We start from the raw sequence: 14,493 nt of genomic DNA, 5'->3' as shown, positions 1-14,493 counted from the left end.
AGGGCCCGGCCGACCCCGCGTCCAGAGGCACCGCATCCATGCCCACCGGCCCCGGCGCAGGCGGATCCCCCGCACGCCCGGCCCGCCGGGGCCGCAGGCGTCTCATCGCGCTGGTCGTCGCCCTCGCCGCGGTCATCGGCGGCGGCACCGCCGTGGTGCTGCAGCAGTGGGACCGGTCCAAGGGCGACGGCGTCACCGCGTCCCCCTCCGGGACGCCCGGGCCCAGCGCCTCGAAGAGCGGCGGGAGCGGGTCCGCCGCCGGACTCCCCGCGGGCTGGGTACGGCGGACCGACCCGCTCGGCTTCACCGTCGCCCTGCCGGGCGACGACTGGAAGCGCACCTACGACAAGAAGTACGGCCATGTCGACTACTCGCCGGACGGCGGCAAGCACTTCGTCCGGATCTCCATCGACGACGACTCCGACTTCGACGATCCCTTCGAGCATCTGAAGTCCCTCGACTGGCAGCTGGGGCAGCGGCTCGTCGACTACCGGCGGGTCACGCTGCAGCGCGACACCTACCGCGACCGTCCGAGCGCCCGCCTGGAGTACACCTGGACGGCCCTGGCCAAGGACCAGCCTTTCCCGGGGCCCTACCGGGCCGCCGACCACATGTACCTCTCGCACGACGGGGTCGAGTACGCGCTCCTCATGACCGGCCCCGCCGACGACTGGGCGACGACCAGCGAGCAGTTCGAGACCGTCCTCAAGGGCTGGCGCGAGCCGCAACCCACGTCGTAACTCCCTTGCGTCGGCCGCCGCTTGGCTGAATCGGCGTACCGGAGGGAACACATCCGGTGGGGCATGATGGGCCCCATGGGGACCGAGGGGCAGTCCGGCGACGGGCCCGCGCCGCCCAACGCCCGTGTCATAGCGGGTCGTTACCGGGTGGAGGCGAGGCTCGGCCGCGGTGGCATGGGTGTGGTGTGGCGGGCGACCGACCAACTGCTCGGGCGCGACGTCGCCGTCAAGGAACTCCCCGTCGACGAGACCCTCTCGGCCGAGGACGCCCGCCGTCAGCGGGAACGCACCCTGCGCGAGGCCCGGGCGCTGGCCCAGCTGAGTCACCCGAACATCATCGTGGTCCACGACGTGGTGGAGGACGACGAACGCCCCTACATCGTCCTGGAACTGATCGACGGCTGTTCGCTCGCGGACCGCATCGCCACCCGGGGTGCCCTCGACGCCGCCGAGGCCGCGCGCATCGGCATCGAGCTGCTCGGGGCGTTACGGGCCGCGCACGCCGCCGGTGTGCTGCACCGGGATCTCAAACCCGCCAACGTCCTGCTGGAGAACGGCACCGACCGGGTCGTCCTCACCGACTTCGGCATCGCCCAGGTCGCGGGCGCCACCACGCTCACCGAGACCGGCTCCTTCGTCGGCTCGCCCGAATACACCGCCCCCGAGCGGATGTCCGGCACCCGTACCGGGCCCGAGTCCGACCTGTGGTCGCTGGGCGCGCTGCTGTGCACGGCCCTCAGCGGCGAATCGCCGTTCCGGCGCGACTCGATCGGCGGCGTCCTGCACGCCGTCGTCGTCGACGAGATACGGCCGCCCGCGCAGGCAGGGCCGATCCTGCCCGTCGTACGCGGTCTGCTGGAGCGCGACCCCGACCGGCGGCTGGACGCGGTCGGCGCCGAGCGGATGCTGCGGGCGTTCCGTGAGACGGGCCGTACGCCCGAGGTGCCGCCGCTCGCGGAGCCGCCGGCCGGGCGGGAACGGTCCCGTTCATGGCTCACCGCGCGCAGGGAGCCGGAGGCCGGCGTCCCGCCGCCGAGGGTGTCCGACGAGGGCCCGGAGACCCGGCCCCCCACCCGAAGCGTCCTGGTGGCCGCGCTGGCCGTCGCCGCGATGGCGGTGGCCGGCGTGTCCGCCGCGGCACTGCTGATGGACCGCGGCGACGGGGGCGTCACGCCGAGCAGTACGGCACCGGAGACCCCCGCGAGTCCCTCTCACTCCCCGTCACCCACCGCCTCCCGGACGCCCAGCTCCCCCCAGAGCGCAGATAAATGGGAGATAAGCCCCAATGAGCGTCACGGGTCTGTGACCGCTTCCGGTTCGTAGTGGATCCGCGACCGTGAGGCGCGATATGGATGAACCATGAGCAACAACGGGGGAGCCCGCCACGGGGCCGACGAGCCGACGAGTTTCGGTCTGCAACCGCCCAACCCCAACCCGCCCGCGGCCGTGCCGCACCCCGGCAACCCGTACGCCGCGCCGACGCAGGTGGTGCAGCCCCAGCAGCCACAGCAGCAGCCCCAGTCGCAGCCGCCGCAGTCGCAGTCGCAGCCGCAGCACCAGGCGTCGCCCGAACCCGGCACCGGACGCCTCATCGCGGGCCGCTACCGGCTGCTCGCCAAGCTCGGGCACGGCGGCATGGGCACGGTGTGGCGGGCCAAGGACGAGACGGTGGACCGCGAGGTCGCCGTCAAGGAGCCCCGCGTCCCCGAGCACCTTCCGGAGCGCGAGCGGGCCAACGTGTTCGAGCGGATGCGCCGTGAGGCCCGCGCCGCGGCCCGGCTCGACCACCCGGCGGTGGTCGACGTCCATGACGTGGCCGTCGTGGACGGTCAGCCGTGGATCGTGATGGAGCTGGTCAACGGCCGTTCGCTCGGCGCCGTCCTCCAGGAGGAGGGCACGCTCTCCGCGCGCGAGGCGGCCCGCGTCGGCCTCGAAGTGCTCGGCGCGCTGGAGGCGGCCCACGCGGCGGGCGTGCTGCACCGGGACGTGAAGCCGGACAACGTCCTGCTCGGCCGGTACGACCGCGTCGTCCTCACCGACTTCGGCATCGCCCAGATCGAGGGCGAGACCAATCTGACCGACACCGGCGGCTTCGTCGGCTCGCCCGAGTACATCGCCCCGGAGCGGGTGCTGGGCCAGCGTCCCGGTCCCGCCTCCGACCTGTGGTCGCTCGGTGTGGTGCTGTACACGGCGACGGAGGGCGTCTCGCCGTTCCGCCGCAGCAACACCCCCGCCACCCTGCAGTCCGTCCTCAACGCCACGCCCGCGCCGCCCGCTTCCGCGCAGGGACCGCTGGCCGAGGCCATCACCGGTCTGCTGCAGAAGGACCCGGCGCGCCGGCCCAACGCCGCCCAGGTCCGCACCCTGCTGGAGGCCGCCGCCAACCCGCCCGCGCCGCAGCCGACGCAGGTCGTCCAGATGCCCCTCCCCGGCTCCGGGGGCCAGGGCATCCGGATCGGCCGCAAGACCTTCATCGGGCTGGGCGCCGCGATCGTCGCGGCAGCGGTGGCGGCGTATCTGGTGCTCGCGGACCCCTTCGCGGGGCCGCTGCCGGACGGCTGGGAGACGCACGAGGAGAAGGGCGTCGCCGCGACGCTGGCGGTGCCGGAGGGTTACAAGCGGTCGGTGCCCGAGGAGACCGACCAGGGGCACTGGGTCAAGTTCACCGACCTGAGCGGCGCCATCGTGATCGGCCTGAGCCTCGAGAAGGCGGCCGAGGACACCGGCAACATCGCGGGCTCCGCCGACGCCGAGATGTACGAGGACGACGCCAACTTCAAGGACGGCGACTACAACTACGGCATCCCGGACGACCCGAGCACGAAGACGATCCCGAAGCCGAACCTGACCTACAAGGGCAAGAAGTCCGCCGAGATCACTGTCGTCCACATGACCACCGACAGCCAGAACCCGCTGCCGCGTGAGCTGAGGATCTTCTACTACAAGACCTCCGAGGGGGACATGTACAAGCTCACCATCGGCTACCCCGGCAAGGGCGACTTCACTGAGCGGGGCCGCGAGGTGGCGCAGACGGCGATCGGGAACCTGGACATCAAAAAACTCTGAGCGCCTGGCAACGCCCTGATCAGCGCCTTTGTTGCCAGCGTTCACTGGCGGCATGTGTGAGCGATCGGTGAATCTGTTACCGACGGGTACACAAAGCGTTCGCCCGGGCATACCCTGCGGCTCATGACGGACGCGCAGACCCGGGAAACGACCGGCACCAACCCCCTCGCCCCCGCCCCGGCGGGCGCCCGCACCGCCGCCGACGTGGTCACGCCCGAGCTGATCGCCCAGCTCACCAAGGGCATCACCGGCTCCGGCCGGACGGCCAACCACACCCCGTTCACGGGGGAGAAGCTGGCCGACCTGCCGGAGTCCACGCCCGAGGACGTGGAGAAGGCCTTCACCGCCGCCCGCGCCGCCCAGTCCGTCTGGGCGCAGACCCCGCTGCGGCAGCGCGCCGCCGTCCTGCTCCGCTTCCACGACATCCTGCTGGAGCGTCAGGCCGAGGTCCTCGACCTGATCCAGCTGGAGACCGGCAAGGCCCGGCTGCACGCCCACGAGGAGGTGCAGGCCGTCGCCGTCGCCGCCCGTCACTACGGCCGCCGCGCCACCGCGTACCTCAAGCCGAAGCGCCACACGGGCGCCATCCCGACCCTCACCAAGGTCACCGAACTGCGCCACCCGCGCGGCGTCGTCGGCCAGATCGCGCCCTGGAACTACCCCCTCGAACTCTCCGTCGGCGACGCGCTCCCCGCCTTCGTCGCGGGCAACGCGGTCGTGATGAAGCCCGACACCGAGACCTGCCTCACCGCGCTGTGGGCCCGTGACCTGCTGATCGAGGCCGGGCTGCCCGCCGACGTCTTCCAGGTCGTCCTCGGCGAGGGCCCCGTCGTCGGCCCCGAGGTCGTCAAGCACGCCGACTACGTCTCCTTCACCGGCTCCACCGCCACCGGCCGCCAGGTCGCCCAGGGCGCCGCGGCCCGCCTGGTCGGCGTCTCCCTCGAACTCGGCGGCAAGAACGCCATGCTGGTCCTCGACGACGCCGACCTCGACAAGGCCGCCGCCGGCGCCGTCCGCGCCTGCTTCTCCTCCGCGGGCCAGCTGTGCATCTCCATCGAGCGGCTCTACGTCCACGAAGCGGTCGCCGACGCCTTCCTGGAGCGCTTCGTCGCCCGCACCAAGGCCCTGCGCCTCGGCACCTCCCTCGCCTACGGCGCCGACATGGGCTCCCTGGTCGGCGAACGCCAGCTGACCGCCGTCACCCGGCACGTCGAGGACGCGGTCGCCAAGGGCGCCAAGGTGCTCGCGGGCGGCCAGGCCCGCCCGGACATCGGCCCCTACTTCTACGAACCGACGATCCTCGACGGCGTCGAGGCCCCCATGGCCGTCTGCACCGAGGAGACCTTCGGCCCGGTCGTGTCGATCTACCGCTTCACCAGCGACGACGACGCGATCGAGCGCGCCAACTCCACTCCGTACGGCCTGAATTCCTCGGTCTGGACGAAGAACGCCCGCCGCGGCCGCGAGATCGCCGCCCGCCTGCGCACCGGCACGGTCAACATCAACGAGGGCTACGCGCCCGCCTACGGCAGCGTCCAGTCCCCGATGGGCGGCATGAAGGACTCGGGCCTCGGCCGCCGCCACGGCTCCGAGGGCATCCTCAAGTACACGGAGGCTCAGACGGTCGCCCACCAGCGCCTGCTGCCGATGGCCCCGTCCCTGGGCATGGACGACGAGAAGTACGCGGCCTTCATGAGCCGCAGCCTCCGCCTGATGAAGGCATTCCGGTTCAGGTAACCGACTCAGGGGCGCGGGGCTGTATCAATGTGCGGCTCCGCCGCGCGAGCGCGATAAACCACGGACGACCCGCACGCGAAACTCAAAGAGGAGCACACGTGCCCCAGGACACCTACGACTACGACGTCATCGTCGTCGGATCCGGCTTCGGCGGCTCGGTCTCGGCACTCCGGCTGACCGAAAAGGGCTACACCGTCGGCGTCCTGGAGGCCGGCCGCCGCTGGACCCGCGAGTCCCTCCCCAAGAACTCCTGGGACATCAAGAACTACCTCTGGGCCCCGAAACTCGGCATGTACGGCATCCAGCGCATCCATCTGCTGGGCAACGTCATGGTCCTGGCCGGCGCGGGCGTCGGCGGAGGTTCCCTCAACTACGCCAACACCCTCTACGTACCGCCCAAGCCGTTCTTCGAGGACCCCCAGTGGGGTCACATCACGGACTGGCAGGAGGAGCTGAAGCCGTACTACGACCAGGCCCGCCGCATGCTCGGCGTGCGGCTCAACCCGACGATGACGCCCTCGGACGTCCACTTGAAGGCGGCCGCCGAGCGGATGGGCTGCGGCGACACCTTCCACATGGCCCCCGTCGGCGTCTTCTTCGGCGACGGCGATGACGCCGACGGCAAGGTGAAGGCCAAGCCCGGTCAGGAGGTGCCGGACCCGTACTTCGGCGGGGTCGGCCCGTCGCGGCGCGCCTGTGCCGAGTGCGGCGAGTGCATGACCGGCTGCCGGCACGGCGCGAAGAACACCCTCAACGAGAACTACCTCCATCTCGCCGAGAAGGCGGGCGCGGTCGTCCACCCCATGACGACGGTCGTGTCGGTGACGGAGGACTCGCAGGGCGGCTTCGCCGTCGCCACGCTGCCCACCGACAACCGCCGCAAGGGCAAGGGCCGTACGTTCAGGGCCCGGAGGGTCGTCCTGGCCGCCGGCACCTACGGCACCCAGACGCTGCTGCACCGCATGAAGGCCAACGGGCAGCTGCCGCACCTCTCTGACAAGCTGGGCGAGCTGACCCGCACCAACTCCGAGGCGCTGGTGGGCGCCCAGACCGACGACCGCCGCTACCGCAAGGCGACCGGCGCCCCGAAGGTCGACTTCACCCGCGGTGTGGCCATCACGTCCTCGATCCACCCCGACGCCAACACCCATATCGAGCCGGTCCGCTACGGCCGCGGCTCCAACTCGATGGGCGGCCTGTCCATCCTCCAGGTCCCCTACGCGAGCAATGGTTCGGGCACGGCCCGCGTCCTCGGCTGGCTGGCCAACGTGGCCCGGCACCCCTGGCTGCTGCTGCGGTCGCTGTCCAACCGGCGCTGGTCGGAGCGGACCATCATCGGCCTGGTGATGCAGTCCGTGGACAACTCACTGACGACCTATCTGAAGCCGTCCGGTGTGGGCCGCGGACTGCTCACCGCCCGGCAGGGGCACGGCGCCCCCAACCCCAAGCAGATCAAGGCGGCCACGGACGGCGCGACCGCCCTCGCCGAAGAGATCAACGGCTTCGCGGGCTCCAACGTCGGTGAGCTGACCGGCATGCCGCTCACCGCGCACTTCCTCGGCGGCTGCCCGATCGGCCCCTCCAGCGACACGGGCGTCATCGACCCGTACCACCGGCTGTACGGCCACCCCGGCATCTCCGTCGTGGACGGCGCGGCGGTCTCCGCGAACCTCGGCGTGAACCCCTCCCTGACGATCACTGCGCAGGCCGAGCGGGCGATGTCGTACTGGCCCAACAAGGGCGAGGCCGACCCGCGCCCCGAGCAGGGCGAGGCCTACCGGCGGCTGCAGCCGGTCGAGCCGAAGTCCCCGGTGGTCCCGGCGGACGCGTTCGGCGCGCTGAAGCTGCCGTTCCTGGGGATGCCCGCGGTGCCGCCGAAGAAGTAGCGGCCCCGAGCACGTACGCAAAAGGTGAGGACCTGCGCCCCCCTCCGAGCGCAGGTCCTCACCTCGTTGCTGGTGTTCCTGATGGTTCAGGCGTGCTTACGCCTCCGCACCGGCCTTGCGCCGACGCACCACGAACACGGCCCCGGCACCGGCGACGACGGTGAGACCACCGACGAGGCCGATCATCGGAAGCGCGGAGCTGGAACCGGTCTCGGCGAGGCTGCCGGTGACCTCCGGCGTGTTGCCGCTCGGCTTCTCGTCCGTGACGGGCGCCTTGCCGCCTTCCTGCGGCTTGGTGCCGTCGGTGTCCGTGCCCGCGGCCACGATCTGGAAGCGGTACGACACGTCACCGAAGCCGGTGCACTCGCCGTCCGTGTCGCCGTAGATCGTCGCGCCGAGCGAGAACCCGGCGCCGACCGGGGCCGACGCCTGCACGTTCAGGCGCATCGGGATGTTGACCTCGTAGTCCGGCTGGAGCTCGTCGGTGTAACCGACGTAGCCGACCGCGTAGCCGTCCTGGCTGAGGTCTTCCCAGGCCTTGGCGTCGGGGTTCCACGCCTGGAGCCGGACCTGCTTGCTGGCGAAGAGGTCCTCGCCGTTCGCGTCGGCGGACGCACCGGCGAAGAAGTCCAGGTCCTGCAGGGTGGACTCGGAGTTGTTCAGCACGTTCAGCGAGAACTTGTGCCAGCCGCTGCCCGCGGCGATCTTGCCGGGCAGGCCGGAGATGCTGACGTCGACCTTGGTGTCCTCGCACACGGACGGCTCGGGGTCCGGGGACTCCGACTCCTCCGGCGCGGACGTGCTCGGCGCGGGGCTGGTCACCGAGGAGCTCGGGGACGGGGCCGCGTCGGTCGGGGACGAGCTGGGGGACTCGGTGTCCTCCGGCTTGGTCGTGTCCTCGGGCTTGGTGGTGTCCGTGGAGCCGGTCGACTCGCTCTCGGACGGCGACGGCGACGTCTCGCTCGTCTCCTCGTCGGTCGTCCCGCCGTCGGCGGCGGACTCGCTGGCGCTGACGGACGGAGCCGGGTCGGTCGCGTACGCGGCCGGTGCCGCGAGGAGGGCAACCGGGGCTATCACTGCCGTTGCGGCCGCTGCTGCCATGGCGCGGCGAAGCTTCATGAAGACCTCGGGATGTCCGGTGCGCCGCGGGTTGCGGCGCGTGTTGGGGGAGGCCTTCCGCGTGTGGGGCGCGGTTGGGGCCCGTGTTTCCGGTGGTTTGATCGTCGAGCCGTGTGAATGGTTGTTCGGAAACTCACGGAATTCTTATGTGAGGTGGATCACTGGGCGGGTGATCAACAGCGGCGTACGCTCACGACCGACGTCCCCTACAGAAAGCCGTTGCTGTGGCCGAGCAGTCGTCCGAGGAACCGAGACCGGAGTCGTCCGCGATACCCGACGACGTATGGGAGAAGTTCGTCCGGGACAGCGAGCGCGACATCCGCGCCTCCGCGCCCAAGGAGCCGTCCGCGAGGGCGCGGATGGTGACCGAGCGGCTGCGGGCGATGGACGAGCAGCAGGCGAGGCCGCACCCGTCGAACGGGGCCCGCAAGGGACGCTGGGGGCGGAAGAAGGGGCCTGCCCGGCCGGCACAACCGGAGGGCTGGCGCACCGGGCCCGCCCTGCTGGACCTGCACGACCGCCGGGTCACCCGCCGGCGCAAGCTCTGGAGCGTCGTCGGCGTGCTGCTCGCCGCTGCGCTGGTCCTGGTCGCGCTGAATCCGTCGGGCATCCTGTCCCACCTGCCCGGCGGTCTCGGTGACCACTTCGGCGGTGCGGACGAGGCGGATGCCGCGGCCCCGCTCCCCCCGGAGACCGCCCCGCCCACCGGCCCGCCCTCCGCAGGATCCGCCGGCGTGGCCACCCGCGAGAAACCGTTCGCCGGATCGCCGGCCGCCCGCTGGGAGTCCGGGGCGGACGCCATCCGGCTGCCCGAGGCGAAGGCGATGGGCGGAGTCTCCGCCGCGCGCATCGAGCAGGCCCTGCGGCAGACGAAGGAGTTCCTGGTCGCCGCCAACCTCGATCCCGAGGTGCTGAAGGGCGGCGAGCCGAAGAAGGCGCTGGCCCTCGTGGACCCGCTGGAGAAGACGTACCTCGCCCAGCTGCGCGCCGCGCTGCGCGAGCCCTCCGTGAACAACGACCCGGTGTGGACCTTCACCCGCTTCGACCCCGAAGAGGTCGACGTCCTGGACGACGTGCGCGTGCGCGGCCGGGTGACCGTGGAGCCCGGTCCCAAGGGTGCGGACAAGGCCCTGATCAAGGCGGACTACACCTTCGTGTACGCGGCGACCCGCGTCGGCGGCGGTGACGAGGTGGCCCGCACCATCGTGCGCCGCGTGGTCGAGGTCGACGTCCTGGACCTCACCGAGTACCAGGGGACCGAGGGGTACCTCTGGATCTCTGACGTACGGGGCGAGATATCCAACGACGACTGCCGGGACGGTGACGGGGTGATCCGTCCGCAGTTCCGCACGGACGGGGAGGCCGGCCCCGAGACGACCGGCGAGCCGAGCGATCCGTACGACCGCAGCGGGGACGTGCCGGAGGCGGAGGCCGACGGGTGCGGGGTGGTCAGCCGGACGTGACGCCTGCGGCGGTGCTCGGGGCGCAGTGGCGGTGCTCGGTGCGTGGTGACAGTGCTCGAAGGGTGTGCGAAGGGCCCCGCGGGGCGGAGCCGCGGGGCCCTTCCTCGTCAGCACCGGTGTCAGGGCAGCACCGGTGCCTGGGGGAGCGGCGCCGGGGGGTAGCGCCGCTGGTCTGGAGCTCTGGCAGTCACCGCCGGTCCGTCTGCGGGTCCGTCTGCCGGTCCGTCTGCCGGTCCGTCTGCCGGTCCGTGTGTGGGTCCGGCTCTCCGGTCCGCCTTCCGGTGTGTCTGCGCAGGGCAATGCAGTTGTCTGCGGTGGGGGACTTGGGCTCGTACGCATCGTGCTCGATGGGTGCGGCCTCCGCAATCGTTCGACCCGGACAAGGGACATTCCCGCCGGCCGGCCCCGGGCGTCCCCGGAGCCGGCCGTTCTCTTGGGTGACCGGGCTGCTGTCCCCTGCCGTCCGGTCACTTCCCGGAGCGAGGTCCCACGACGCACGGCACGATCCGCACGTCTCATCGCTCCGGCGAGCCACGCGTGGTTCTCTCGGGCCCGCCCCTGGCTGGCACGGACACCGGTACCAACGAAGCGTTTCGTCCGCCGGTCACGCGCCGTACGGGTGAGAAGGATGCGTACGTCTGTGCCCGGAACGTGAATTCAGTTCCGGTCAGATCTTTCCGCGGCACAGCTCCAGGAGCGTCATGGCGAGGGTCGTGCCCGGCTTGCCCAGCGCGTCCCTGTAGTGGGCGAGGACCTCCATCTCGCGGGACAGGTTCACGCGTCGTCCGCCGGAGGCGATGCGCTCCTTCTGGATGACGGCGGAGACGGCCATCCGTTCCTGGATGAGGCCGATGATCCGGTCGTCCAGCGCGTCGATGCGCTCCCGCGCGCCGGTGATCACGCCGGCGGCCTCGGGGGTGCGGGCGCCGGTCTTCTCCGTGGCGGTCTTCGGCGTCGCGGTCTGCTCGGTCGCTGTGGCGGTCATGTCGGGGCTCCTCGCTGGTGATCTCGGGTCGCCCCGGAGCGGCAAGGTCCGGATACACCAGGCGCCCCGGACCTTGTCGGCCCGGGGCGCCTGGGAAGTCGCTTGTCAGTTGCTCAAGCAGCACGACCATGGCAGCCGGCGGGCCGGGTGCCATAGGTAAAGACGAAGGTCGGGTGCGTGAGCATGAGGGCAAGTATGCCGCGCCGCCCCCGGCTGTCCAATCCGGGCCGGATGGTGAGACGGGTGGGCCCCGGCCGCAGCGGAGGGGCTTCGCGGACACCCCGGTAGAATCGGGAGGCACAAGACCCCCGCCCCACCGCCGGAAGGCACCCCGTGTCATCAGCGACTCCCGCTGCCAACGCGCCCGACACCGTCCTGGTCGTCGACTTCGGCGCGCAGTACGCCCAGCTCATCGCCCGTCGCGTCCGCGAGGCGCGGGTCTACAGCGAGATCGTGCCGAGCACCATGCCGGTCGAGGAGATCCTCGCCAAGAACCCCGCGGCGATCATCCTGTCCGGCGGCCCCTCGTCCGTGTACGAGGAGGGCGCCCCCCGGCTCGACCGCCAGATCTTCGAGGCCGGCGTCCCCGTCTTCGGCATGTGCTACGGCTTCCAGCTCATGGCCCAGGCCCTGGGCGGCACGGTCGACAACACCGGCGCCCGCGAGTACGGCCGGACGGACCTGCATGTCTCCAAGACGTCCTCCACCCTCTTCGAGGGCACCCCGGAGGAGCAGACCGTGTGGATGTCGCACGGCGACGCCTGCTCCGCCGCCCCCGAGGGCTTCGCCGTCACCGCGTCCACGGACGTCGTACCGGTCGCCGCCTTCGAGAACGACGAGAAGAAGCTCTACGGCGTCCAGTACCACCCCGAGGTGATGCACTCCACGCACGGGCAGCAGGTGCTGGAGCACTTCCTGTACCGGGGCGCGGGCCTGTCCCCGACCTGGACCACGGGCAATGTGATCGAGGAGCAGGTCGAGGCGATCCGTGAGCTGGTCGGTGACAAGCGGGCCATCTGCGGTCTGTCCGGCGGCGTGGACTCCGCCGTCGCCGCCGCCCTCGTGCAGAAGGCCATCGGTTCCCAGCTGACCTGCGTCTACGTCGACCACGGCCTGATGCGCAAGGGCGAGACCGAGCAGGTCGAGAAGGACTTCGTGGCCGCGACCGGCGTCCAGCTGAAGGTCGTGGACGCCGAGGAGCGGTTCCTGACCGCCCTGAAGGGTGTCTCCGACCCCGAGGAGAAGCGGAAGATCATCGGCCGCGAGTTCATCCGGGTCTTCGAGCAGGCCCAGGCCGAGATCATCGCCGACGAGGGCCCCGCCGTGGAGTTCCTCGTCCAGGGCACGCTCTACCCGGACGTCGTCGAGTCCGGCGGCGGCACCGGCACCGCCAACATCAAGTCCCACCACAACGTCGGCGGGCTGCCCGAGGATCTCGAGTTCAAGCTGATCGAGCCGCTGCGCAAGTTGTTCAAGGACGAGGTCCGGATGGTCGGCCAGGAGCTCGGCCTTCCCGACGAGATCGTCCACCGCCAGCCGTTCCCCGGCCCCGGCCTCGGCATCCGCATCGTCGGCGAGGTCACCAAGGAGCGGCTCGACCTGCTCCGCGAGGCCGACGCCATCGCCCGCGAGGAGCTGACGGCGGCCGGCCTCGACCGCGACATCTGGCAGTGCCCGGTGGTGCTGCTCGCCGACGTGCGCTCGGTCGGCGTCCAGGGCGACGGGCGGACCTACGGCCACCCGATCGTGCTGCGCCCGGTCTCCAGCGAGGACGCCATGACCGCCGACTGGTCACGGCTGCCGTACGACGTCCTCGCGAAGATCTCGACGCGGATCACCAACGAGGTGCGCGACGTCAACCGGGTCGTACTGGATGTGACCTCGAAGCCGCCGGGGACCATCGAGTGGGAGTGAGCCGCACGGTTCGCTGCCGGAAGGCTCAGGTCCGTTTGAGCGTGCGCACCGGCGCTCCGGGCTTCCAGACCTGGATGACCAGGTACTTCTCGTCCTCGACGTAGGTCCGTACGACCTCCGTCAACTCGGTGCGGAAGAGGTGGAACGGCTCCGGCGGTTCCACCTCTTTCGTGTACCTGCTCCGAATCTCCGCGTCCACGACCTCGATCGCCCGGCCGCTGATCCGGACGTCGCCGCCGCCCATGGTGGTGCCCTCCCCGGGGTTCGCCTGGAGCGCGAAGCGCGGGTCACGGCGCAGGTCGAGCGCCTTGCGCGAGTCCGGCATCATGCCGAGCCACAGCTCGCCGTTCAGGAAGCGCACCTCCAGACCGGTGGTGCGGGGCGAGCCGTCCTTGCGGAGCGTCGCGAGGACGTGGTGCGTGTGGGCGCCGAAGCGCTCCTCGACGGTGCGGGCGAGATCCGGCTCGGCGGTGACGAAAGCCTCCCAGTTGGTGTTCATAGAGGGAGTGTTCCGCGAATACCGGACATCTGCTGTCGGGTAGGAGCGGTGGTGTGACGCGCGTCCTGCGCGTCTTTGTCGAACCGGTCTGTCGTACCGGGCTTCCCGACGGTAACTTCCGCCCCATACGCAAACCCCCCGCGGGAGGACTTATGCACGGGCCCGGGCCCACCCCGCCCCCGCCGCTGCCCACCGACAAGCTGCGGTTCGCCATGCCGCCGATGCACGAGTCGGTCGACGACGAGCGCCGGCACCGCAAGGAGCGGCTCGCGGGCGCGCTGCGGCTGTTCGGGCGGCTCGGCTTCGAGGACGGCGTCTCGGGGCACATCACCGCACGCGACCCCGAATACTCCGACTGCTTCTGGGTCAACCCCTTCGGCATGCCCTTCCGGCACGTCACCGTGAGCGACCTGGTGCTCGCCAACCGGGACGGCCAGGTCATCGAGGGCGCCTACCACGTCAACCAGGCCGCGTTCACCGTGCACGCCCAGGTGCACGCCGCCCGGCCCGACGTCGTCGCCGTCGCCCACTGCCACTCTGTGCACGGGCGGGCGCTCGCCGCGCTGGGCGAGCTGCTGGAGCCGATCACGCAGGAGAGCTGCGCGTTCTATGAGGACCACGCGCTGTACGACGCCTACAGCGGCGTCACCGTCGACGCGGAGGAGGGCCGGCGCATCGCCGCGGTGCTCGGCACGCACAAGGCGCTGGTGCTGCGCAATCACGGGCTGCTCACGGTGGGGGACTCCGTCGACGCGGCGGCGTGGTGGTTCGCGTCGATGGAGCGGTCGTGTCAGGTGCAGCTGGCAGCGAAGGCGGCGGGGCGGCCGGTGCTGATCGATCACCGGCAGGCGGTGGCGACGCGGGAGCAGCTGGGTGGGGATCTGGTGGCGTGGATCAACTATCAGCCGATGTGGCGGGACATCAGCCGGAGTGAGCCGGATTTGTTCGGGTGAGGGTCGCTTGGTCTCGGGTGAGGTCTGCTCTGGTTGTTCTTGGGTGGGGTGCGCGTCAACGTGGTGTTCGGGGGTTCACTCCCGTTGACCGGGGCCGACCCGGGGTGGCGGCCGGGGGTGGCGTGGGGTGG

General features: G+C 71.2%; 10 protein-coding genes and 1 pseudogene. 8 read left to right on the top strand and 3 right to left on the bottom strand.

The genetic code is table 11. The features are described 5' to 3' along the window. From N4P33_RS23300 to N4P33_RS23280, 5 genes and pseudogenes are all read left to right on the top strand, one after another. Positions 1-740 (top strand): annotated as a pseudogene (locus N4P33_RS23300) (serine/threonine protein kinase); the annotation flags it as partial. A gap of 75 nt (positions 741-815) precedes the next feature. Further along, a complete protein-coding gene (locus N4P33_RS23295) occupies positions 816-2,063 on the top strand; it encodes a serine/threonine-protein kinase (protein WP_399030002.1) in 1,248 nt (415 codons plus the stop codon). A gap of 36 nt (positions 2,064-2,099) precedes the next feature. Then, positions 2,100-3,806: a serine/threonine-protein kinase gene (locus N4P33_RS23290; RefSeq protein ID WP_260828627.1), complete on the top strand. Its 1,707-nt coding sequence runs from the start codon at positions 2,100-2,102 to the stop codon at positions 3,804-3,806. Positions 3,807-3,929: 123 nt separating this feature from the next. Beyond that, on the top strand, positions 3,930-5,543 hold the full coding sequence (locus tag N4P33_RS23285; protein WP_260828626.1) for a succinic semialdehyde dehydrogenase: 1,614 nt from the start codon (positions 3,930-3,932) through the stop codon (positions 5,541-5,543). A 98-nt stretch (positions 5,544-5,641) separates the two neighbouring features. Beyond that, on the top strand, positions 5,642-7,429 hold the full coding sequence (locus N4P33_RS23280) for a GMC oxidoreductase (protein WP_260828625.1): 1,788 nt from the start codon (positions 5,642-5,644) through the stop codon (positions 7,427-7,429). Positions 7,430-7,525: 96 nt separating this feature from the next. Here the strand turns inward: N4P33_RS23280 and N4P33_RS23275 are convergent, their stop codons facing one another. Beyond that, on the bottom strand, positions 7,526-8,548 hold the full coding sequence (locus tag N4P33_RS23275; RefSeq protein WP_260828624.1) for an LAETG motif-containing sortase-dependent surface protein: 1,023 nt from the start codon (positions 8,546-8,548) through the stop codon (positions 7,526-7,528). Between the two features lie 224 nt (positions 8,549-8,772). On the opposite strand from N4P33_RS23275, the gene N4P33_RS23270 reads away from it, so the two are divergent. Then, on the top strand, positions 8,773-10,011 hold the full coding sequence (locus tag N4P33_RS23270; protein ID WP_260828623.1) for a hypothetical protein: 1,239 nt from the start codon (positions 8,773-8,775) through the stop codon (positions 10,009-10,011). Positions 10,012-10,678: 667 nt separating this feature from the next. On the opposite strand, the gene N4P33_RS23265 is transcribed toward N4P33_RS23270, so the two are convergent. Then, positions 10,679-10,996 carry a chorismate mutase gene (locus N4P33_RS23265; RefSeq protein WP_260828622.1) on the bottom strand — a complete coding sequence of 106 codons (318 nt, stop codon included), beginning with the start codon at positions 10,994-10,996 and terminating at the stop codon, positions 10,679-10,681. 333 nt (positions 10,997-11,329) lie between these two features. Here N4P33_RS23265 and guaA point away from each other — a divergent pair, with 333 nt between their 5' ends. Further along, the gene (guaA, locus tag N4P33_RS23260; protein WP_260828621.1) at positions 11,330-12,910 is read left to right on the top strand and encodes a glutamine-hydrolyzing GMP synthase; all 1,581 of its coding nucleotides are present in this window, start codon (positions 11,330-11,332) and stop codon (positions 12,908-12,910) included. 25 nt (positions 12,911-12,935) lie between these two features. On the opposite strand, the gene N4P33_RS23255 is transcribed toward guaA, so the two are convergent. Next, positions 12,936-13,409, bottom strand: coding sequence for a pyridoxamine 5'-phosphate oxidase family protein (locus N4P33_RS23255; RefSeq protein ID WP_260828620.1), 474 nt, complete (start codon positions 13,407-13,409; stop codon positions 12,936-12,938). A 152-nt stretch (positions 13,410-13,561) separates the two neighbouring features. On the opposite strand from N4P33_RS23255, the gene N4P33_RS23250 reads away from it, so the two are divergent. Further along, complete coding sequence (locus N4P33_RS23250; protein WP_260828619.1) at positions 13,562-14,362, top strand: class II aldolase/adducin family protein; 801 nt, start codon at positions 13,562-13,564, stop codon at positions 14,360-14,362. Positions 14,363-14,493: the final 131 nt, after the last annotated feature.

It is taken from the genome of Streptomyces sp. 15-116A (genome assembly GCF_025290915.1).
Lineage (GTDB): Bacteria > Actinomycetota > Actinomycetes > Streptomycetales > Streptomycetaceae > Streptomyces.
This window is presented reverse-complemented; position numbering and strand designations above follow the sequence as displayed.

What these genes read in the sequence shown, in the direction of transcription:
- N4P33_RS23295 (WP_399030002.1), top strand. Translation starts at nt 816, where the DNA reads ATGGGGACCGAGGGGCAGTCCGGCGACGGGCCCGCGCCGCCCAACGCC.
- N4P33_RS23290 (WP_260828627.1), top strand. Translation starts at nt 2,100, where the DNA reads ATGAGCAACAACGGGGGAGCCCGCCACGGGGCCGACGAGCCGACGAGT.
- N4P33_RS23285 (WP_260828626.1), top strand. Translation starts at nt 3,930, where the DNA reads ATGACGGACGCGCAGACCCGGGAAACGACCGGCACCAACCCCCTCGCC.
- N4P33_RS23275 (WP_260828624.1), bottom strand. Translation starts at nt 8,548, where the DNA reads ATGAAGCTTCGCCGCGCCATGGCAGCAGCGGCCGCAACGGCAGTGATA.
- N4P33_RS23265 (WP_260828622.1), bottom strand. Translation starts at nt 10,996, where the DNA reads ATGACCGCCACAGCGACCGAGCAGACCGCGACGCCGAAGACCGCCACG.
- N4P33_RS23255 (WP_260828620.1), bottom strand. Translation starts at nt 13,409, where the DNA reads ATGAACACCAACTGGGAGGCTTTCGTCACCGCCGAGCCGGATCTCGCC.
- N4P33_RS23250 (WP_260828619.1), top strand. Translation starts at nt 13,562, where the DNA reads ATGCACGGGCCCGGGCCCACCCCGCCCCCGCCGCTGCCCACCGACAAG.